This window comes from Bradyrhizobium sp. F1.13.3 (assembly GCF_040548265.1).
GTDB lineage: Bacteria > Pseudomonadota > Alphaproteobacteria > Rhizobiales > Xanthobacteraceae > Bradyrhizobium.
Map to the genome: position 1 here is coordinate 174,651 of NZ_JBEPRI010000007.1, position 17,742 is coordinate 192,392.

Below are 17,742 nucleotides of genomic sequence, written 5' to 3' on the forward strand. Positions count from 1 at the left end.
CCGCCCAGGGGTACGGGGGGATTGAACACAGGGTGATCGCAGATGATCGAAGCCGGACCGCAGGGTGATCGGTACGGTGATCACAGCATGATCGCAGGGTGAAATGGGTGGATCGCAGGGTGATCGCAGGCATGATCAGGCCCTTCGCGCGATGCGTTTGGTCCCGCGGGACGGCGGGCCGTAGGGGACGGCCTCAATGAGGCCGGCGGCGAACAGGCGCTCCTGGGCTGCCTGGAAGGCGCGCGCGGTCATCCCATCGGCCTGTGGCATCTCGGCGAACTCCTTAGGTGCGAAGCCGCGGCCCTTGCCGGGACAGACGTGACGGCCCTGCGTCGTAAGTGCGTCGAGGCATTCGAGGTAGCGCTGCTCGGCGACGGCGTTGCCGGCGGCCTGGTGCGGAGCGCTGGCGGTGCCCTCCATGACGAAGCAGCCATCCTCCCACTGCAGTTTCACCTTCTCGCCGGTCGGCCCGTAGTTCGATTTCTTCACCTCGAGCACGCGGCCGCTGCTGCCGTCGTCCCCCTGCACAGTCTCGAGATGCAGGCGCGCCCGGGTCGCGTTCTGCCAATCCATGCTGCCGCCGCGGCCGGTGCCGCTGGTGATGCCAGACAAGCTTGGATGATCGAGGAGCAGCACCGAGCAATCGAGGTCCTGGGCGAGCCGCCGAAAAAGGCTGACAAAGGTGCGAGCGCTGACGCGGTCGTTTTGGTTGCCGCCGAACGTCGCGGCGATGCTGTCGACCACGATCAAGGCCGGCCGGATTTGTGTTGCAGCAGTCGTCAGCGCCTCGAACAATGGCGTGGGGACCATGCCCCCGTCGGGCCGTGACACAGCAAGCAGGCAACGTTCCGGGCTGGCGAAGTGGAAGTGCAGCCCCTCGATCTCGTCCGGATTGAGGCCGCGCTTCTCGGCGACGCGCACCAGCCGACGACGCATTTCGTGGTCCGGCTCTTCGGCGCTGAAAAAGATCACGGGCCCAGCCTCCACAGTGGTGCCGAGCCAGTCACCGAGGCCACAGGCGACGGAAACGGCAAGTTGCAGCGCCACGGTTGTCTTGCCGCCGCCGCCGTCGCCAGAGAGGATCGTGGCGTCACTCGCAGGGATCCGGCTTGTGGCGAGCCAGCGCATGCGCAGCAGCGCGACCCCGCGCCAGGCCGAGGGACTGATAAGTGCCAGAGAGCCCACCGTTGTAATCGCAGCATAGGTAGGCCTGCGCGCGTCAACCGGTGGCTCTTCCGGCTCCGGCCCCCGCTCCGTCGGCTCACCACCACCGAAAGCTTCGAAGGAATCCACGGGTGGCGCCTCGTCGTTTGATGCGGCTTCACCCCTGAAGCCAAGATCCTCGAAAACCTGGAGGGCCATCGCCCTATTTGCGGCGGTGAGCATTATGCGGCCTCCACCGTCTCGAGCAGCAATGCGGCGTCGTCGGTATGATTGAGGAGCCAAGCCGCGAGCCGTTCGGGATCGCCGAGGCCAAGCACGTACTCGAATGCCCACACGGTTGAGTGCGCCGGCTTGTAGGTCGCAGCCTTCCTCCCGTTTGAGGTCGGCACTGGCGGCAATTCACCCGTCCAGCGCCAGCGGTCGCGTTCGTCGTCCAATTCCCACTGCATCACGAGCTGCGACGCATAGTCGGACGGCAGGTCCCGCGCGGCATCAGGCAACTCGGCATTCACCCCCGCAGCCACGATGTCGCGGAAGCGAACGAAAGGCGCCGCAATCAACCGCTGTACTTCGTCCTGCCCGCAAGCAGCGACTAGCCCCGCGTCCTCGGCAAACTGCTGGAGCGGATCGATCGCGTCGGCGAGATGTTCGTACTGGTGCTCGTATTCGAGAAAGGCGCGGATGAGAGCGCGCGTTTCGAGCAGCCAGATTGCGTCTTCCAGCGCTTGTCCATCGAGGATTTTTGCAGGCGCGTTCATTCGGTCTCGCCTCCGTCGAGGAGGCCGAGCTCCTGCGCTTTGGCTAGCGCCTTGTTGATCGCATTTTGCAAATCCGACAAGCGCGTCACCTTCATGGTGATGCCTTTGGCTGTCGGATGGATCTTCCCTTCCTTGTCGTGGACGTGCTTCCTCAGATCAACGAGCGTGTGCCCCTTGAACGTCTGCAACGTTGTGGTGATCACGTTCTTTCGGTCGCGGCTCGGGAAGAAGCGGTCGACAACGACGGGCTCGATCAATTCGGGCTTGCGGGTGCCCATGATCAAGCCGCCGTCTCAATCAGGCGCGACGCCTGCCAGCGGCGGTTCTCGGCGACCGTGACGCCCTTACGACGAGTTGACAACTGAACGAATGCTGGGCCCTTTCCGCTCGCAATCAATCGATATCCCGTGGCCTGCGAAATGCCGTTGAGACAGCACCACTCGTCGAACGTCAGCATGCGGTCGTCATCGATGCCGGCCTGATGGAGTACGGCTCGCGCAGTCACTTCGGGGCGGTCGCTCACTGTCATTCTCCTGAAACGAATTGAATTGAGTGTCAGGAGCAATCGGTAGCTGCGTCGCGACGGCCGCGATAATCCCTATTTGCTTTTGGGTTTTGTCCTGGACATTTTAGGTTTTGGAATGTCCGCCTTCGCACTTCGCTTGCGCGCAGCTATCAAGCGGCGCATTAGCTTTTCGAGATTACTAGCGTCTGTGCCCCACGGGCCGTGCCTGGCCTCGCGGGGGAGTTTAGCGTTCTCGGCGGCAATCATCTTTGCGAATTGCCGAACATTCGACTTGGCCATCTGATCAAATCGCCAAAGCAGGCCCTTATGCCGCCATTGCTTTCGCGCCTCCGCGCTGGGTGGCTCGGCGTAGTGCATGAAGATCGCGCGCGCCTCCTCGACACCAATACGCTCAGTGATATCCCGGAACAGATAATAGGCAGCCTTGTAGGCCGCGCTCGGAACGTGCCCCGCTTCCTCAAAAGCGCAACTCTGCAGTAGCTCGTGAACAACATCCTGCGGTGACAGTCCCGGGGGCTTGTGTTGAAGCGGCTTCATTTGGCCGCGCCCACGATCGCAAGCAGGTGCGCCTCCCACTTCTGAAGCGCGTCGGCGATCTCGGGGCCGTAATCGTGGTGATCGTACACGCCGCCGATGCCAGACTTGTGGCCCGCATGGTTGAGCACCAGCTCGGCGACGTGCGGCAAAACGCCAAGCTTTCCCATTCGAGTGCGGACCGTCCGGCGAAGATCGTGCAGCCGCCAAGGCGCCAAGGCCTTGCCTTCGGCCGCGGTGATGCGCGCGGTGAGTGCGAGCGTGTTGTAGGACCAGGCATTGAATCCGCTTGCGCCACCTCCGAACAGCGTTTCGCGGCTGTTCCGCCGCCGGATTGATTGGACGATCTCAAGCGCGGTCGGCGTTAACGGGAGCTCGTGCGGGCGCTTGGCCTTGGTTCTCTCCCTTGGCAGCAAAAGCTTGGCGCCGGCGAGGTCGAGTTCGTCCCAACGCAGGCCGCCGATTTCGTCACGACGGCAGGCGGTCAGCAGCAGAAGCCGGACAATTTTTCCGAAGTCATCTTCGAGACAGTTCCGCCAGATGATGCGGATCTCCCCGTCGGTCAGAACCCGGTCTCGAGGCTCCTTCCCGCGGATCGGGTTCTCCGTCCCGATCACCGGATTGGCCTTGGCCAACCCTTGGCGCATGCACCACGAGAAGAAAGCCAGGAGCGCGCCCCTCGCCCGCGCAGATGATGTCGGCCCATGGTCCCGCACCAGGGCGCGCAGGAGGGTGGCGATCTCCTCGAAGCTGACCTTGCTGACCGGCTTCCGTTGGATAGGCTGGCAGTGCCGCCGCAGATAGCGCTCCTCGGCGATGTAGGTGTTTGGCCTGACCCGGGGCTTCTGGGCCTCCAGGTACAATTCCACAGCTTTCTCGAACGTCAGGGCGTCAGACGCTTGGTCGACCCGGCGCTTCTCCTCCTCCGCGTCGGGGTCGATGCCGAGCTCGATCTGGGCAAAGCGCTTCCGGGCGATGCCGCGGGCGTCCTCCAGGGTGACCTTGCGAACGTCGCCAAGGCTTTTGCGGCGCTGCTCGATCCCGACGCGGTACTGGACCACGTAGGACGCCTTACCGGGCCGGAGCCGCACGCCAAAGCTTGGCAGGTCCGGGTCCCACGCGATGTGGTCGGCCTTGCCGGCTGGCAGGCTGAGCCGGCGCACGTAAGCGTCTGTGAAGCGGATGCGATCGTCGGAAATCTTGAGCATGGGAAGCAGTCCTTCCTTTTTGGGAAGCACGGGGGATGCAAACCAATGACTACTAGAGAACACTAGTGATCGGTTCTGTCACGTGCCTTTGCCCGTAACCCATTGAAAACTGTGGATTTTGATAGCTACTGAGAGCTACTGAGAGCGCAGGCTATCTGTTAACCGGAGATCGAAAGCACGTGGCCGAGGCCGGAGATGAACATCGCGTCGTTGACGGGCGAGGTGATCGCATCGCGCCGCCCGGTGAGCAGCGCGGTCGCGATCGCCCGGTTGTCGCCGTCGAGCGTCGCCCGGATGCGGGCATCGATCGCATCGCGCAGGCCTTGCATGAAGGCCGCGTAACGCAGCCGCAAGCCGGCGGCCTCAGGCGGCGCCGCCACCGTGATGGCGCCCATCGCGAAGCCGGAGGCGCCAATGCCCTGGAAAAACATGTCTCGCGAAAAGTCGTAGCTGCCGGGCCGTACCGGCGCGAGCGGCGGCATCAGCCGTGCCTTCAGCTGAACGAAGCTGCCGACCTCCGGCGCGGTGCCCTTGCGGACCGACAGGCGCACGCGCTCGAGCCTGACGTCGCTCCGCTGCGCCTCCATCGCGGTGACGCGCAGCACGAAACGATCGGTGCGCTCGCGGATGTCGCGGGCTTCGACGAAGCCCGACAACGACACCGAATAGAGCGTCTTAGCCAGCACCGGGTGGGCGATGCGCGCCGTCTTCCAGGTCGCGACGGCAAAGCCGGTCGCGACCGCCGCGATCATGATGGCCGGGGCGAACAGCCGGCTCCGCCGCAATAGAGCCGCGCCAAGCAGGAGCGCAATGGCGGTCGTTGCAACGACCCACAGCACCGGCTCGTGATCAGCAGAGAAATAAAGCGCGATGCCGCAGCCAAACGCGACGGGCACCCACGGCAACAGCCGCCCGGCGCCAGCCTCGGCGCGTAGCCACGCGCGCAAGGTCTCAACCAGCGATGTCCAGAAGAAGTCGAAGCCTGCAGGCGCGAGGCCGCCCGCGGACGCGGCGCGGCCCGCGGGCCACGTCCCCGCGATCCCCTGCGACCGTACCGGCCGGCCCGGCTCCGCCATTCCCTGCACTCGATGATACGCAACGAAGTCAGAAGCTACCGGAACGTGCAGGCGGACGGATAGCGGTACGGATCAGGAACGAAAGGGCGCTACCGCTACTTTTCCTCTTCCATCGTCACGGCGACATCGGCCTTGGCCGACAGCCGAACCTTGTTGCCCTCGACTTCGGCGACGAGGCCCTTATCGATGAAGTGGTGATGGCCCTTGTGGCTGCCCTCGCCGCTGTCCTTCTTGGTCAGCTTGATACGATTGCCTTCGACCTTGTCGACGGTGCCGACGTGAACGCCGTCGGCGCCGATGACTTCCATATGCTCTGCGATGTTTTGCATGGTGGGTTCCTTGTTGGGCCCACCCCAACGCGCGAGGTGCAGGTTCGTTCTCTCACGGGAATGACGAAGTCGTGTGCCCGCTGGTCAGATCAGCGGCGCCTGCGACGAAGCATGGTGATTGACGATCTTCCAGTCGCCGTCCTCGCGAACGATGACCCAGCTCATCTTGACCACGAGATCGGGGCGCTCGCCGGCGAGGTCGAACGAGATGGTTGCGCCCATGTTGATGAGGTCAGGACCTGCCTGCGCCGCCTTCACCTCGGAAAACACCGCAGCTGGCTGGCGCCAGCGCGGCAGGCCGTTGAAATAGTCGGCGACGCCATCTCTGCCGCGATAGAGCTTCGGATTGGAGCCGAAGAAGAAGGCATTCTTCGAATACAGAGACGAGAGGGCCGCGGCGTCGAGCGTGGCGAAGCCGGCGCGCCACTTCGCGATCATGGCGGAAACGATGGCGTCGGCTTCGTCGCTCATTGTGGTTCCTCAGCCTTTGGCAACTTCCTTCGCGAACGTGTCGCGCAGACCGATGGTCCTGGAGAATACCGGTCTGCCGGGCGTCGAGTCCTTGTCGCGCACGAAATAGCCCTGGCGCTCGAACTGCATCGGCTCGGTCGAATTGCTCTCGGCCACCGACGCTTCGATCCGGGCATCAGCGAGAATTTCCAGCGACTGCGGATTGAGGTCGGCGGCGAAGTTCGAGGCGTCCGGGCTCGGGGTGGCAAACAGCTGGTTGTAGATGCGGATTTCCGCGGGCACGGATGTTGCTGCCGACAGCCAGTGCATAGTGGCCTTGACCTTGCGGCCGTCGGGCGCGTTGCCGCCCTTGGTCGCGGGATCATAGGTGCAACGCAGCTCCACCACTTCGCCGGCATCGTTCTTGATCACACCGGTGCATTTGACGAAATAGGCGTAGCGCAGCCGCACCTCGTTGCCCGGCGACAGACGGAAGAACTTTTTCGGCGGGTTCTCCATGAAGTCGTCCTGCTCGATATAGAGCTCACGGCCGAACGTGATCTTGCGGGTGCCGGCGCTGGGATCGTCCGGATGGTTGATCGCCTCGAGCTCCTCGGTCTGCCCTTCCGGATAGTTCTCGATCACGACCTTGAGCGGCTTCAGCACCGCCATCCGCCGCTGCGACGTGCGGTTCAGCTCCTCGCGGATGCAGAACTCGAGCATGCCGACGTCGACGACGCTGTTGGCTTTCGCCACGCCGATGCGCTTGACGAACTCGCGAAGGGCGGCCGGCGGCACGCCGCGGCGGCGCATCCCAGCCATCGTCGGCATGCGCGGATCGTCCCAGCCAGCGACATGGCCCTCGCGGACGAGCTGGGTCAGCACGCGCTTCGACAGCAGCGTGTAGGTCAAATTCAGCCGCGCGAATTCGTACTGGTGCGGCTTCGACGGCACCGGCAGCTTCTCGATGAACCAGTCATAGAGCGGCCGGTGATCCTCGAACTCCAGCGTGCAGATCGAGTGCGTGATGCCTTCGATGGCGTCCGACTGGCCGTGCGCATAATCGTAGCTCGGATAAATGCTCCACTTGGTCCCGGTGCGCGGATGGTGCGCATGCAGGATGCGGTACAGCACGGGATCGCGCAGATTGATGTTGCCCGCACTCATGTCGATCTTGGCCCGCAGCACGCGCGCGCCGTTCGGGAATTCGCCCGCCTTCATGCGACGGAACAGGTCGAGGTTTTCATCCACGGTGCGATCGCGGAACGGCGAGTTCCTGCCGGGCTCCGTCAGCGTGCCACGTGAGGCGCGGATCTCTTCCTGGGTCTGGTCGTCGACATAGGCGAGCCCGTCGCGGATCAGCTGCTCCGCCCATTCGTAGAGGCGGTCGAAATAGTCCGAGGCAAAGAACAGGTTCTTGCCCCAGTCGAAGCCGAGCCAGCGCACGTCGGCCTGGATGGAATCGATATATTCCTGCTCTTCCTTGACCGGGTTGGTGTCGTCGAAGCGCAGATGGCAGCGGCCCGGAAACTCCTGGGCGATGCCGAAATTGAGCGCAATCGACTTGGCGTGGCCGATATGGAGATAGCCGTTCGGCTCCGGCGGGAACCGGGTCACGATCTCCTTGTATTTGGCCTGATCGAGGTCGGCCTGGATGATGTCACGAATGAAATCGCGCCCAACCTCAGTCGCCACCGGTTCTGTCATTACGAAAATCCTGTAGGGAAATCAGCGGCCCTTCTGCCAAATTCGGGACGCTGAGCCAAGGGCTTAAGCAAGGCCTTACGCCGTCCGCTGCCGGGCTTTAGTTATGCAGCGGTCCTGTTATATACCACCGCCTCCAATGCATAGGCCTTGCCAAGAATGACCTCTCCCGTCGTCACCCGCTTCGCTCCCTCGCCGACCGGCTTCCTCCATATCGGGGGCGCGCGCACGGCGCTGTTCAACTGGCTCTATGCGAAGAAGCACGGCGGCAAGATGCTGCTCCGGATCGAGGACACCGACCGGGAGCGCTCCACGGAAGCGGCGATCGGCGCCATCCTCGACGGCCTGAAATGGCTGGAGCTCGGCTGGGATGGCGACGTCATCTATCAGTTCAGCCGCGCCGCCCGCCACCGCGAGGTGGCCGAGCAGCTGCTCGCCGAGGGCAAGGCCTATCGCTGCTACGCCACCGCCGAGGAGCTCACCGCGATGCGCGAGAAGGCGCGCGCGGAAGGCCGCACCCGCCTCTATGACGGCCTGTGGCGCGACCGCGACCCAGCGACAGCGCCAAGCGACGTGAAGCCCACCATCCGGCTGCGCGCGCCGCAAACCGGCGAGACCGTGATCGACGACCAGGTCCAGGGCCGCGTGGTCTGGCAGAACGAGAATCTCGACGACCTCGTCCTGCTGCGCGGCGATGGCAACCCGACCTACATGCTCGCTGTGGTGGTCGACGATCACGACATGGGCGTCACCCATGTCATCCGCGGCGACGACCATCTGATCAACGCGGCCCGCCAAAAGCAGATCTACGACGCGATGGGCTGGACGCTGCCGAGCATGTCCCACATCCCCCTGATCCATGGCCCCGACGGTTCGAAGCTCTCCAAGAGGCACGGCGCGCTTGGCGTCGATGCCTATCGCGCCATGGGATACCTCCCGGCCGCGCTCCGCAACTATCTCGTCCGGCTCGGCTGGAGCCATGGCGACCAGGAAATCTTCTCGACGGAGGAGATGATCGCGGCGTTCGACCTCGCCAGCGTCGGCCGCGCAGCAGCGCGCTTCGATTTCGCCAAGCTGGAAAACCTCAACGGCCACTACATCCGCAATGCCGACGATCAATCACTCGTGAAGATGTTCGATGACGTGCTGGACCACGTCGTGCCCAGCCGCGACGAGCTTAAGGCCAAGTTAAACGACACCACGCGCGCGCAGCTCCTGAAGGCCATGCCGGCCCTGAAGGAGCGCGCCAAGACGCTGATCGAGCTGATCGACGGCGCCTATTTCATCTTCGCCGACCGGCCGCTGGAGCTTGATCCGAAGGCGGCAGCGCTGCTGACGCCCGAGAACCGCAAGCTGATCGGCCAACTTCATTCCGCGCTGGAGAAAGTCGAGACTTGGAGCGCGGCCAATGCGGAAGCCGCGCTGCGCGCCTTTGCCGAGGAAAATAGTCTCAAGCTCGGCGCGGTCGCCCAGCCGCTGCGGGCGGCGCTGACCGGACGGACGACGTCGCCCGGCATATTCGAGGTTTTGGATGTCCTGGGACGCCAGGAAAGCCTGGGCCGGCTTAAAGATCAGGCCGGGGACTAGGCCGAGGACCGGTCAAGGACGGGCCCAAGGACCTGGCTACGACGTAAGTCGACCATGCGTGGCGCCATCTTGCAGCGCACACAGCAATAATATACCCATCTCAGCCGTACCTTCTGGAACATCCGGCCTGCCCTGCGATATCTCATCGGGGCCTCCGGGTCCGGCCCGTTTCACCATACATCGGGGACCTCTGATGGACGCAAAACCAAGCAATAAGACCGCCACACTGACGGTCGGAAACAAGAATTTCGATCTTCCGATCCACAGCGGCAGCGTCGGGCCCGACGTCATCGATATCGGCAAGCTCTACGGCCAGTCCGGCCTGTTCACCTACGACCCGGGCTTCACCTCGACCGCGAGCTGCCAGTCCAAGATCACCTATATCGACGGTGACGCGGGCGTGCTGGAATACCGCGGCTATCCGATCGAGCAGCTCGCCGAGAACGGCGACTTCCTTGAGACCTGCTATCTGCTGCTGTTCGGGGAGCTTCCGACCGCCGCGCAGAAGAAGGATTTCGACGACCGCGTGATCCATCACACGATGGTGCACGAGCAGATGGCCCGCTTCTTCCAGGGCTTCCGCCGCGACGCCCATCCGATGGCGATCATGGTGGCGGCTGTCGGCGCGCTCGCCGCGTTCTATCACGACAGTACCGACATCAACGATCCGAAGCAGCGCATGATCGCCTCCATGCGCATGATCGCCAAGATCCCGACCTTGGCTGCGATGGCCTACAAGTACACGGTCGGCCAGCCCTTCGTGTATCCGAAAAACTCGCTGAAGTTCGCCGAGAATTTCCTGCACATGTGCTTCGCCGTGCCGTGCGAGGACTACAAGATCAATCCGGTGCTGGCTGACGCGCTGGACAAGATCTTCATCCTGCACGCCGACCACGAGCAGAACGCCTCGACCTCGACGGTGCGTATCGCCGGCTCTTCCGGCGCCAACCCGTTCGCCTGTATCGCCGCCGGCATCGCCTGCCTGTGGGGCCCGGCGCATGGCGGCGCCAACGAAGCAGCGCTCGCGATGCTCGCCGAGATCGGCTCGGTCGACAAGATCCCCGAGTTCATCGCCAAGGTGAAGGACAAGAACTCTGAAGTCCGCCTGATGGGCTTCGGTCACCGCGTCTACAAGAACTACGATCCGCGCGCCAAGATCATGCAGAAGATGTGTCACGCCGTGCTCAAGGAGACCGGCCATGGTGACGATCCGATGCTGAAGGTGGCGCTCGAGCTCGAGAAGATCGCGCTCAGCGACCAGTACTTCATCGACCGCAAGCTCTACCCGAATGTCGACTTCTATTCGGGCATCACGCTGAAGGCGATGGGCTTCCCGGTCTCGATGTTCACCGTGCTGTTCGCGGTCGCCCGCACCGTCGGCTGGATCAGCCAGTGGAGCGAGATGATCGAGGATCCGCAGCAGAAAATCGGCCGTCCGCGCCAGCTCTACACCGGCGTCACCCGCCGCGATTACGTCGCGATCAACAACCGGAAGTAAGATCGACCCCATCACGGCTTTCGAAGCGGCGCCATCTCCAGATGGCGCCGTTTTTGTTTTGCGCCGACACAATCGTGCTGCCGCGCACAACAACAAGTCGGCGCAATGGCTCGGCCGGCGCTTGACGCCGAAACGCTTCGCGCGCAAATTCTTACTCTAAGTAAGAATGACGACAGGGATGGAAATGCCGGAGCAGCCGAGAAGTCGGCGGCAGACGCGTGCTGCCATTTTGACTCATCTGCTTCAGTCAGGCGGGTCGTTTCGGCCGCCGCTGGCCAAGGCCGTGCGCCTGTCGGAAGCGAGCCTGTCGCGCATCCTGTTCGACCTGAAGGCCGAAGGCCTGATCGAGGAAGTGCGGCGCCCTGCCCCTTATGTCGGCGGCCCGACCGGCCTCGTGTCGCTCGATGGGGCGGTGGCGCTCGCGGCCTTCGAACTCAATACTCAGCGGCTCAGCGTCGGCGTCGGGGGCCTGTCGGGTGAATTGCACGACACCGGGCATGTGCCCCTGCCGAAGACGCCAACCGTCGCGACCGTCGGCCGGGCGTTTCGCGAGGCGATGACATTGCTGCGCGACTGGACGCGGCGCCGGCGCATCTCCCTCGCGCAGATCGGCGTCTCCATTCCGGGTCTTGGCCGGCTGGGCGCGTCAGGCAATCCGATCATTCCCTGCGACGTCGGGCGGATCAGCGATATGTTCGGCGAGAACTTTGCCGGCGTGCCGGTCGAGTTCACCAATTCGGTCGTCGCGCACGCCATTTTTCACCGTTGCCGCACGGAGAATTATCCATTCAGCGGCGCGCATCTCTTCGTCTTCGTCGGTCAGGGCGTCGCGGGCACCTGGATGGATGATCCGATCGAGGACGATGCCCTCCAGCCGGTCGAGCTCGGCCACATGGTGTTCGAAGCCGACGGACCAATTTGCCGCTGTGGCCATCATGGTTGCGTCGAAGCCTATACGTCGCTTCCGGCCTTGGCCGAGCTTCTGGGCGTCGCGGAAGCGGAGTTGCTTCAACCCGGCAGCGAATGGGTGACCGCGATGCCGCTCTCGTCGCGGGTGCGGCAGGAATTGCGCCAGCGGCTGTTCCGGCTTGGCCTTGCGATCGGCAACACGCTGAACGTAAAGCCCTGCAAGGGCGTCGCGATCAGCGGCTGGCCGTCGCTTCTCGCCGAGGACGATCGCAACGCGCTCGTCGCGGGGATCGACGCCTGCCTGCTGGGCGGCCGCAAGCACGCGCAAGTGTCGCTCGCTTTCGTGCCGCCGTCGAATGGCAACGATCCGCGGGCGGCGCTGGCATTCGCGGCTTTCTGCCTCGCTTGCCGCGGCGGCATGCCGGCCGCATCGATCGAGGCCGCCTGAGATACCTGATGCCGCGCGGCTCTCGCGCGAAAGAGTTCACACCGGGAGGAACTTGCCATGCCGATCACGACAACAAGGCGCCAACTGCTCGCCGGATCTGCCGCCGCGCTCGCGCTGCCGGCGTTCGCCCGCGCGCAAGGCGCGATCAAGCCGCGTCTGACTGCGATCTCGCAATGGTCCGCAGGCAGCGATGGGGCTGCCATCACAGCGCTCGGCAAGAAATTCGAAGAGAAAGGCGGGGTTTGGCAGCACTCGCCCGTCCCCGGCTTCACCACCGAGATGATGAACAAGCTGCGTGCCCAGATCATGGCCGGCGATCCACCGGCCTGCTCGCAGCTCAAAGGTCCCGAGATTGCGGCCTGGTCGAAGATTGCCCCAACCGTCGATCTCGATGCCGTCGTCGCTGCCGCCGGCTACGAAAAGGTTATCGCTCCGGACCTTGCAAAATTGCACAAGCCGGGGGGCAAGTGGATTGCGCTGCCGTTGCAGATCTACAGCACCAACATGCTGTTTCTCTCCAAACGCGCAATGGACAAGGCCAAGGCCGACAAGATCCCCGTCACATGGGCTGAGTTCAACGACCTTGCCGAGAAGATGAAAGCAGGCGGAGTTCCCTATCCCATCGCCAACGGTGGCACCCGCCCGGACGACGGCCAGAAATTCGAGGCCGCTTTGGCAGGCATCAGTCCCACTGCATACCGCGCAGCCCTCATGAATCTCGACAAGAAGGCCCTGGAAGGCCCCGAGATAAAGGCGGCCTTCGTACAGGTGCGCAAGATTGCCGACTGGATGGACCCCAACGTCGGCGCCCAGCACTTTTCGACCAACCTGAAGCGCTTCGTCGACGGCGACATGGGCATGATGATCATGGGCGGGTGGGCGCAGGGCGTATTGCGCAACGCCGGTTTCAAGTTCGAGGACTTCATCATCGCCCCGGGCCCGAGCGACAATGGCAAGCCGGTCTTCCTGTTGAATGCCGATGCCTTCATATTCTGGCAGCGCAAGGAGCCCGACCTGCAAGCCGGCCAGACGCTGATGGCCCAGCTCGTCATGGATCCAGCGATCCAGACCATGTATTCGCAGATCACGGGATCGATCCCCGTGCGCACCGATGTCGATCTGTCGGGCGAAGGCTGGTCGGACGGTCAACGGCGGACCGCAGCAGCCCTCAAAGACGCGATCGCCAGCAATCAGGCCGTCCTCAGTCTCGCGCACAACATGGCGCAGGAAAACGGCATGACTGCAGCGATGATCGATGTGATCACGGAGTACGTGAAGAACAAGACGATCAAGCCGGAGCAAGCGGCCGTACGCCTCGCCGAGGCCGTCGAGAGCTCACGTTGACGATCGCCGTCTCGACAACACCGGGCCGGCCGGCTGCCTCTGACTGGGTACGCCGGCTGCCCGAATATCTGACGATTTGGGTGCCGCTGCTGTTGTCCGCCGCACACCTCATTGCGTTTACGCTGTGGACGATCTGGATATCGTTCACACCGTCCACTCTGGTCCCGGTCTCGGGCTGGGTCGGTTTGCGCAACTATTCTGCGGTTGCCGCATCACGGAACTGGCAGATTGCTTTGGACAATCTGCTGCTGTTTGGCAGCGCCTTCGTGTTGCTAAGTCTGGCGACCGGCCTCATCCTTGCGATCCTGCTCGATCAGCGCATCCGCGGCGAGAACCTGCTGCGGTCCATCTTCCTTTATCCTCTGGCGGTGTCATTCGTGGTCACCGGCACGGTCTGGAGTTGGTTGCTCAATCCGGGCCTCGGGATCCAGAAGCTGGTCCGCGACCTTGGCTGGACCACCTTCAGGTTCGACTGGCTGATCGACCGCGACATGGCCATTTGGACCATCGTCATCGCCGCGATCTGGCAATCCTCCGGTTTCGCCATGGCGCTGTTCCTCGCCGGCCTCCGCTCCGTCGACGCCGACCTGATCAAGGCCGCGCAGATCGACGGCGCCGGACCGATCCGAATGTACCGGCGCGTCATCCTGCCGACCCTTTGGCCGATCACCATCACCGTGATCGTCATCCAGCTGCAGTTCGCGATTTCGACCTTCGATCTCGTCCGCGCGCTCACCAACGGCGGCCCCGGAATCGCCACCCAGCTGCCGGCTCTTGTCGTCTACGACCTGATGTTCCAGCGCAGCCTGCTCGGACGGGGAGCGGCGGCGGCAGTGCTCATGTTGCTCATTCTTCTCGCGGTTTTGCTGCCCTATGCAGCGTGGCGTTACGTCCAGCGGCGGCGGGCGATCCATGCGTGAGCGAACCATCGCGCCAAGCCGGATTCTGATCTATCTCGTCGTCTCGCTGATCGCTGCAGCATGGCTCGCGCCATTGGCTGTTGTCGTGCTGAACTCGCTGCGCACCAACGAGGAGATCGCGCAGGCCTCGATGATCGGCTGGCCGAAGCAATGGGCATGGAGCAACTACGCCGCGGCCTGGAGCGGCTTCTGCGTTGCCGAGACCTGTGCCGGCATCCGGCCGTACATGCTGAACTCCGCGCTCGTCACGATTCCCGCGACGATTTTTTCGACCCTGCTGGGTGCTGTCGCCGGTTACGCCGTGTCGCTCTGGCGTTTTCGCGGCGATAGCTGGATCTACGGCATTGTGACCCTTGGCCTCTTCCTTCCCCAGCAGATGCGCTTGCTGCCCTGGACCATCGTGTTGCGCGATACGGGCCTGATGAACACGTTAACTGGTCTGGTCGTGATCCACACGATCCAGGGGCTGTCCTTTACCACCTTGTTCTGCCGAAACTACTACACTGCCATCCCGCAGGATTTGATAAGAGCTGCACGCATCGATGGCGCAGGGTTCTTTCGTATTTTCTGGCGCATCATCCTGCCGCTCTCGCCGCCTATTCTGGTCGTCACCGTGATCTGGCAGTTCACGCATATCTGGAACGAGTTTCTCTACGGCGTGACATTCACGACCGGTCAGCAGCAGCCGGTCACCGCCGCGCTGATCGCGCTATCCGCCGCGGTCGCCGACATCCCGCAGCATGGCGTGCAAAGCGCGGCGGTGATGATCGCCGCGCTGCCAACCCTGCTGATCTATCTGATCGGCGGCAAGTATTTCGTGCGCGGCCTCACCGCCGGCGCCGTGAAATGATCGGATTGTCATGGCAGCCCTAAGCATTCGCTCCCTGTCCAAGCGCTACGCCAATCTGGAGGTGCTCAAGGGCATCGATCTCGACATCGAGAGCGGTGAATTCACCGTGCTCGTCGGCCCATCCGGCTGCGGCAAGTCCACGCTGCTCAACATCATCGCCGGGCTCGACCTCCCGAGCGCAGGCACCGTGGAAATCGGCGGACGTATCGTCAACGACGTTCCGCCAAAGGACCGCGACATCGCGATGGTGTTCCAGTCCTACGCGCTCTATCCGTCGATGACGGTGCGCCAGAACATCACCTTCGGCATGGAATGCCGCCACGTACCAAAGGCGGAGCAGGAGAAGGCGCTGGCGAATGTGGCCAGGCTGCTCCAGATCGAGCCGCTGCTCGGCCGCAAGCCGTCGCAGCTCTCCGGTGGCCAGCGCCAGCGTGTGGCGATGGGCCGGGCGCTGGTGCGCGATCCCCTGCTCTTCCTGTTCGACGAGCCGCTGTCCAATCTCGACGCCAAGCTGCGCGTCGAGATGCGGATGGAGATCAAGCGGCTGCACCAGCGCATCGGCGCCACCATCGTCTATGTCACTCACGATCAGATCGAGGCGATGACGATGGCGACGCGCATCGCCGTGATGCATCGGGGCGTGGTGCAGCAGTTTGCCGACCCTGATACTGTGTATCGCTATCCCGCCAATCTGTTCGTGGCCCGTTTCATGGGCTCGCCGCCGATGAACACCATGCCGGCACGGCTCGAGGCAGACGCCGGCGGGCCGGTGGTCGTGATCGGCGCGGGACGGCCGGACGAGGTCCGCCTCCGTCTTGGCCAATACGACGCGGCGGCCCCCTTTGTCGGCCGTGACGTGGTGGTCGGGATCAGGCCGGAATGCATCGCCGAGGGCAGCCGCGTGTTCTCCGCCGATCCGCCCGTCGTCGTCAACGCGCCGGTGGAGATGGTCGAACCGACGGGGGCCGAAACGATCGTGCTGCTGCGGCTTGGCGGCGAGCCCGCGCTGGCGCGCATCACGCCGGACATCCGCCCCACACCGGGCGCCGCCGCCCCGTTCGCGCTCGACACGCGCCGCATCTGCCTGTTCGACCCCGAGACGGAGCGACTGATCGCATGACAAGAACGAGCTATGCCGGTCTCAACGACCGCGTGGTGTTGATCACCGGTGGTGCCAGCGGCATCGGTGCCGCCTTCGTGCGGGCGTTCGCGGCGCAAGGGGCGCGCGTCGCGTTCCTGGATCTCGATGAAGCAGCCGGCCGGGCGCTGGTCGCGGAGGTGAAAGCTGCGTCCGGGACCGTACCCTTGTTCGTGCCGTGCGACCTCCTCGACATCGACGCCTTGCGCGGCGGCATGGCACAGGCCCACGGATCGTTGGGCGACGCCGCGGTTCTCGTCAACAACGCCGCCAATGATCAACGCCAGGTGCTAGCCGAGGTGACCCCGGCCGAGTTCGACTGGATGATCGGCGTCAACCTCAAGCATGTCTTCTTTGCCGCGCAAGCGGTGGTGCCCCAGATGCAGGCGCGCGGCGGCGGTTCGATCATCAACATGTCGTCGATTGCCTGGATGCGCGGCGCGCCGGGGCTGCCGGTCTACGCCGCGGCGAAGGCCGCGATCGTCGGCTTCACCAACTCCCTGGCCCGGTCGCTCGGGCCCGACCGCATCCGCGTCAACGCGATAGCGCCGGGGATGGTGATCACGGAGCGTCAGCGCCGGCTGTGGTATCCGGACGACCAGGTGATCACCGAACTCCGCACGCGTCAGGCCATTCCCGACGCGGTGACGCCCGACGACATCGCCAACATGGCGCTATTCCTCGCTTCCGATGAGAGCCAGCGCATCACGCGGCAGTGTTTTCAGGTCGACGCTGGTCTCGGCTAAAGCGTGTACTCACAAACCCGAGCTGCTTCGTAGAGGTCCGCTCCGCATCCGATAGCAGTCGCGTTGGCGTACCTCACCCTTGGTCCGAGTTGGGCCAGAAGCGGTCCTCTACAATCCGCGCGACGTGACTTTCCAAAACCTATCCATGGCTGAGCAATGCTCTCTGGACTTCGGCCCCAGCAAGTTTGCTACCGACCTAAAATCGAATTCTTTCGTGCCATCTGCGTGCTGTAGTGATTCAAGAAAGCCGGTTGCCAAAGCGGCACGTTCTTGAGCAGAGCCGTCTTCGAGCGCTTTTTCGCAGAGTTCAAAAACGGATTGTATTGTGCTTTTTGGCAGTCGATTGAAATGCTCAACAAGAGCCTCTGCCAATCCGGTACCCGCGAGGGTTATGGGCACAACTTCCGGCGACCATTCGGCATTTAGCTTAGCGAGCGCCTCTCTCAATTGAGGTGCAAGATCAGCGATTCTTTCAAGGTAGCTCTCATTCCTAGGCATGCGATCAATATGTCGGACGCGGATCACGTCGGCAATGGGTCACAAACCGCCGATC

Annotated in this window: 18 protein-coding genes and 1 pseudogene; 8 read left to right on the forward strand and 11 right to left on the reverse strand. The window is 63.5% G+C overall.

The genetic code is table 11. The annotated features are described in order from the left end of the window. Positions 1 to 135: 135 nt before the first annotated feature. The 10 genes and pseudogenes from ABIB66_RS20520 to ABIB66_RS20565 all read right to left on the reverse strand — a co-directional run bounded on the left by ABIB66_RS20520 (position 136) and on the right by ABIB66_RS20565 (position 7,752). Positions 136 to 1,386, reverse strand: coding sequence for an AAA family ATPase (locus ABIB66_RS20520; protein ID WP_354255408.1), 1,251 nt, complete (start codon positions 1,384 to 1,386; stop codon positions 136 to 138). Beyond that, positions 1,386 to 1,922 (reverse strand): hypothetical protein, encoded by a 537-nt coding sequence (locus tag ABIB66_RS20525; RefSeq protein WP_354255410.1) that lies wholly within the window; start codon positions 1,920 to 1,922, stop codon positions 1,386 to 1,388. The genes ABIB66_RS20520 and ABIB66_RS20525 overlap by 1 nt, the downstream gene beginning before the upstream one ends. Beyond that, complete coding sequence (locus tag ABIB66_RS20530; protein WP_354255519.1) at positions 1,919 to 2,200, reverse strand: transcriptional coactivator p15/PC4 family protein; 282 nt, start codon at positions 2,198 to 2,200, stop codon at positions 1,919 to 1,921. Before ABIB66_RS20530 ends, ABIB66_RS20525 begins: the two co-directional genes overlap by 4 nt. 2 nt (positions 2,201 to 2,202) lie before the next feature. After that, positions 2,203 to 2,445, reverse strand: coding sequence for a helix-turn-helix transcriptional regulator (locus ABIB66_RS20535; RefSeq protein WP_354255413.1), 243 nt, complete (start codon positions 2,443 to 2,445; stop codon positions 2,203 to 2,205). 75 nt (positions 2,446 to 2,520) lie between these two features. Next, positions 2,521 to 2,985 carry a hypothetical protein gene (locus ABIB66_RS20540; protein WP_354255416.1) on the reverse strand — a complete coding sequence of 155 codons (465 nt, stop codon included), beginning with the start codon at positions 2,983 to 2,985 and terminating at the stop codon, positions 2,521 to 2,523. Continuing rightward, positions 2,982 to 4,190, reverse strand: coding sequence for a tyrosine-type recombinase/integrase (locus ABIB66_RS20545; RefSeq protein ID WP_354255419.1), 1,209 nt, complete (start codon positions 4,188 to 4,190; stop codon positions 2,982 to 2,984). Before ABIB66_RS20545 ends, ABIB66_RS20540 begins: the two co-directional genes overlap by 4 nt. 161 nt (positions 4,191 to 4,351) lie before the next feature. Then, positions 4,352 to 5,266: pseudogene (locus tag ABIB66_RS20550) on the reverse strand (ComEC/Rec2 family competence protein); the annotation flags it as partial. Between the two features lie 95 nt (positions 5,267 to 5,361). Then, positions 5,362 to 5,595 (reverse strand): DUF2171 domain-containing protein, encoded by a 234-nt coding sequence (locus ABIB66_RS20555; RefSeq protein WP_275171255.1) that lies wholly within the window; start codon positions 5,593 to 5,595, stop codon positions 5,362 to 5,364. 84 nt (positions 5,596 to 5,679) lie between these two features. Beyond that, positions 5,680 to 6,066, reverse strand: a complete 387-nt coding sequence (locus tag ABIB66_RS20560; RefSeq protein WP_354209839.1) for a YybH family protein — start codon at positions 6,064 to 6,066, stop codon at positions 5,680 to 5,682. A gap of 9 nt (positions 6,067 to 6,075) precedes the next feature. Further along, a complete protein-coding gene (locus ABIB66_RS20565) occupies positions 6,076 to 7,752 on the reverse strand; it encodes a glutamine--tRNA ligase/YqeY domain fusion protein (protein ID WP_354209840.1) in 1,677 nt (558 codons plus the stop codon). A 156-nt stretch (positions 7,753 to 7,908) separates the two neighbouring features. On the opposite strand from ABIB66_RS20565, the gene gltX reads away from it, so the two are divergent. The 8 genes from gltX (at position 7,909) to ABIB66_RS20605 (ending at position 17,189) form a co-directional block, all read left to right on the forward strand. Continuing rightward, positions 7,909 to 9,336: a glutamate--tRNA ligase gene (gene gltX, locus ABIB66_RS20570; protein WP_354209841.1), complete on the forward strand. Its 1,428-nt coding sequence runs from the start codon at positions 7,909 to 7,911 to the stop codon at positions 9,334 to 9,336. Between the two features lie 193 nt (positions 9,337 to 9,529). Continuing rightward, positions 9,530 to 10,834 carry a citrate synthase gene (gene gltA / locus ABIB66_RS20575; protein WP_018458093.1) on the forward strand — a complete coding sequence of 435 codons (1,305 nt, stop codon included), beginning with the start codon at positions 9,530 to 9,532 and terminating at the stop codon, positions 10,832 to 10,834. A 178-nt stretch (positions 10,835 to 11,012) separates the two neighbouring features. Beyond that, positions 11,013 to 12,191 carry an ROK family transcriptional regulator gene (locus tag ABIB66_RS20580; protein WP_354209960.1) on the forward strand — a complete coding sequence of 393 codons (1,179 nt, stop codon included), beginning with the start codon at positions 11,013 to 11,015 and terminating at the stop codon, positions 12,189 to 12,191. A gap of 57 nt (positions 12,192 to 12,248) precedes the next feature. Continuing rightward, entirely contained in the window at positions 12,249 to 13,535 is a 1,287-nt protein-coding gene (locus ABIB66_RS20585) for an ABC transporter substrate-binding protein (RefSeq protein WP_275171259.1), read from the forward strand. Next, complete coding sequence (locus ABIB66_RS20590) at positions 13,532 to 14,455, forward strand: carbohydrate ABC transporter permease (protein WP_354209842.1); 924 nt, start codon at positions 13,532 to 13,534, stop codon at positions 14,453 to 14,455. The genes ABIB66_RS20585 and ABIB66_RS20590 overlap by 4 nt, the downstream gene beginning before the upstream one ends. Continuing rightward, positions 14,448 to 15,305 (forward strand): carbohydrate ABC transporter permease, encoded by an 858-nt coding sequence (locus ABIB66_RS20595; RefSeq protein WP_275171261.1) that lies wholly within the window; start codon positions 14,448 to 14,450, stop codon positions 15,303 to 15,305. The genes ABIB66_RS20590 and ABIB66_RS20595 overlap by 8 nt, the downstream gene beginning before the upstream one ends. A 10-nt stretch (positions 15,306 to 15,315) precedes the next feature. After that, a complete protein-coding gene (locus ABIB66_RS20600) occupies positions 15,316 to 16,425 on the forward strand; it encodes an ABC transporter ATP-binding protein (RefSeq protein WP_354209843.1) in 1,110 nt (369 codons plus the stop codon). Continuing rightward, the gene (locus ABIB66_RS20605; protein WP_354209844.1) at positions 16,422 to 17,189 is read left to right on the forward strand and encodes an SDR family NAD(P)-dependent oxidoreductase; all 768 of its coding nucleotides are present in this window, start codon (positions 16,422 to 16,424) and stop codon (positions 17,187 to 17,189) included. Before ABIB66_RS20600 ends, ABIB66_RS20605 begins: the two co-directional genes overlap by 4 nt. Positions 17,190 to 17,297: 108 nt before the next feature. Here the strand turns inward: ABIB66_RS20605 and ABIB66_RS20610 are convergent, their stop codons facing one another. After that, a complete protein-coding gene (locus ABIB66_RS20610; protein WP_354209845.1) occupies positions 17,298 to 17,687 on the reverse strand; it encodes a DUF7674 family protein in 390 nt (129 codons plus the stop codon). Positions 17,688 to 17,742 lie beyond the last annotated feature (55 nt).